The sequence below is a fragment of the Anoxybacillus sp. MB8 genome (assembly GCF_011006755.1).
In the GTDB taxonomy this organism is placed as follows: Bacteria; Bacillota; Bacilli; order Bacillales; family Anoxybacillaceae; genus Anoxybacillus; species Anoxybacillus gonensis.
The window spans coordinates 1-595 of record NZ_RXXX01000117.1; the positions used below are offsets into that span (position 1 = coordinate 1).

The following is a 595-nucleotide window of genomic DNA, read 5'->3' on the forward strand; positions in this document are numbered from 1 at the left end:
TACTCGATGTCTTTCTTCAGTTCGATGGGGCGCATGGAGTGAGTCCGCTATTAGAGGAGACAGCGATTCATCTCGCCGTGACGGGTTCTTCATATCGACAGGCTGCGCAGTCGCTTGAAAAGCTGGTGGGGTATGCATGTATGAGTCACGAAACGATTCGCCAGTCCATCATCGAGGCAGAGGTGGAAGGGCACCGTGCGATGGAGAAAAAAGGGCGCGTGTTTTTTATCGAAGCAGACGGGTTGTACGTGAAACGTCAACGAAGCCGCATCAAAGGAAAAGAAGAAAAGATCATCACGATTCACCAAGGATGGGAGAAAAACGGGAAACGCGTATCCTTAGTGAATCGACGGTATATGGTTCATCAAACGAATGAACAGATTTGGGAAGCCGTCGAGAGCTTCTTAGTGAAAGAATATGGGTATGATCCACTAGAAGATTGGGTCGTCATCAATGGAGATGGTGCGCCGTGGATTACGGCTTGTCGTGAATATTTCGGAGATAGAGGGTACTTTCAACTCGATCGGTTCCATGTGGCGAGAGAGATTCGTCAATTGTTCCGAGGTCATGCAAGATATCGGGTGATTCGAAAGAA

The 595-nt window shown here is 48.4% G+C and carries 1 protein-coding gene; it reads left to right on the plus strand.

What is annotated here, in order from left to right; translation table 11 throughout:
• Positions 1-38: 38 nt before the first annotated feature.
• Positions 39-595: UPF0236 family transposase-like protein (locus EKC99_RS15375; RefSeq protein ID WP_240468910.1), on the plus strand; the 557-nt coding region annotated here is incomplete at its 3' end.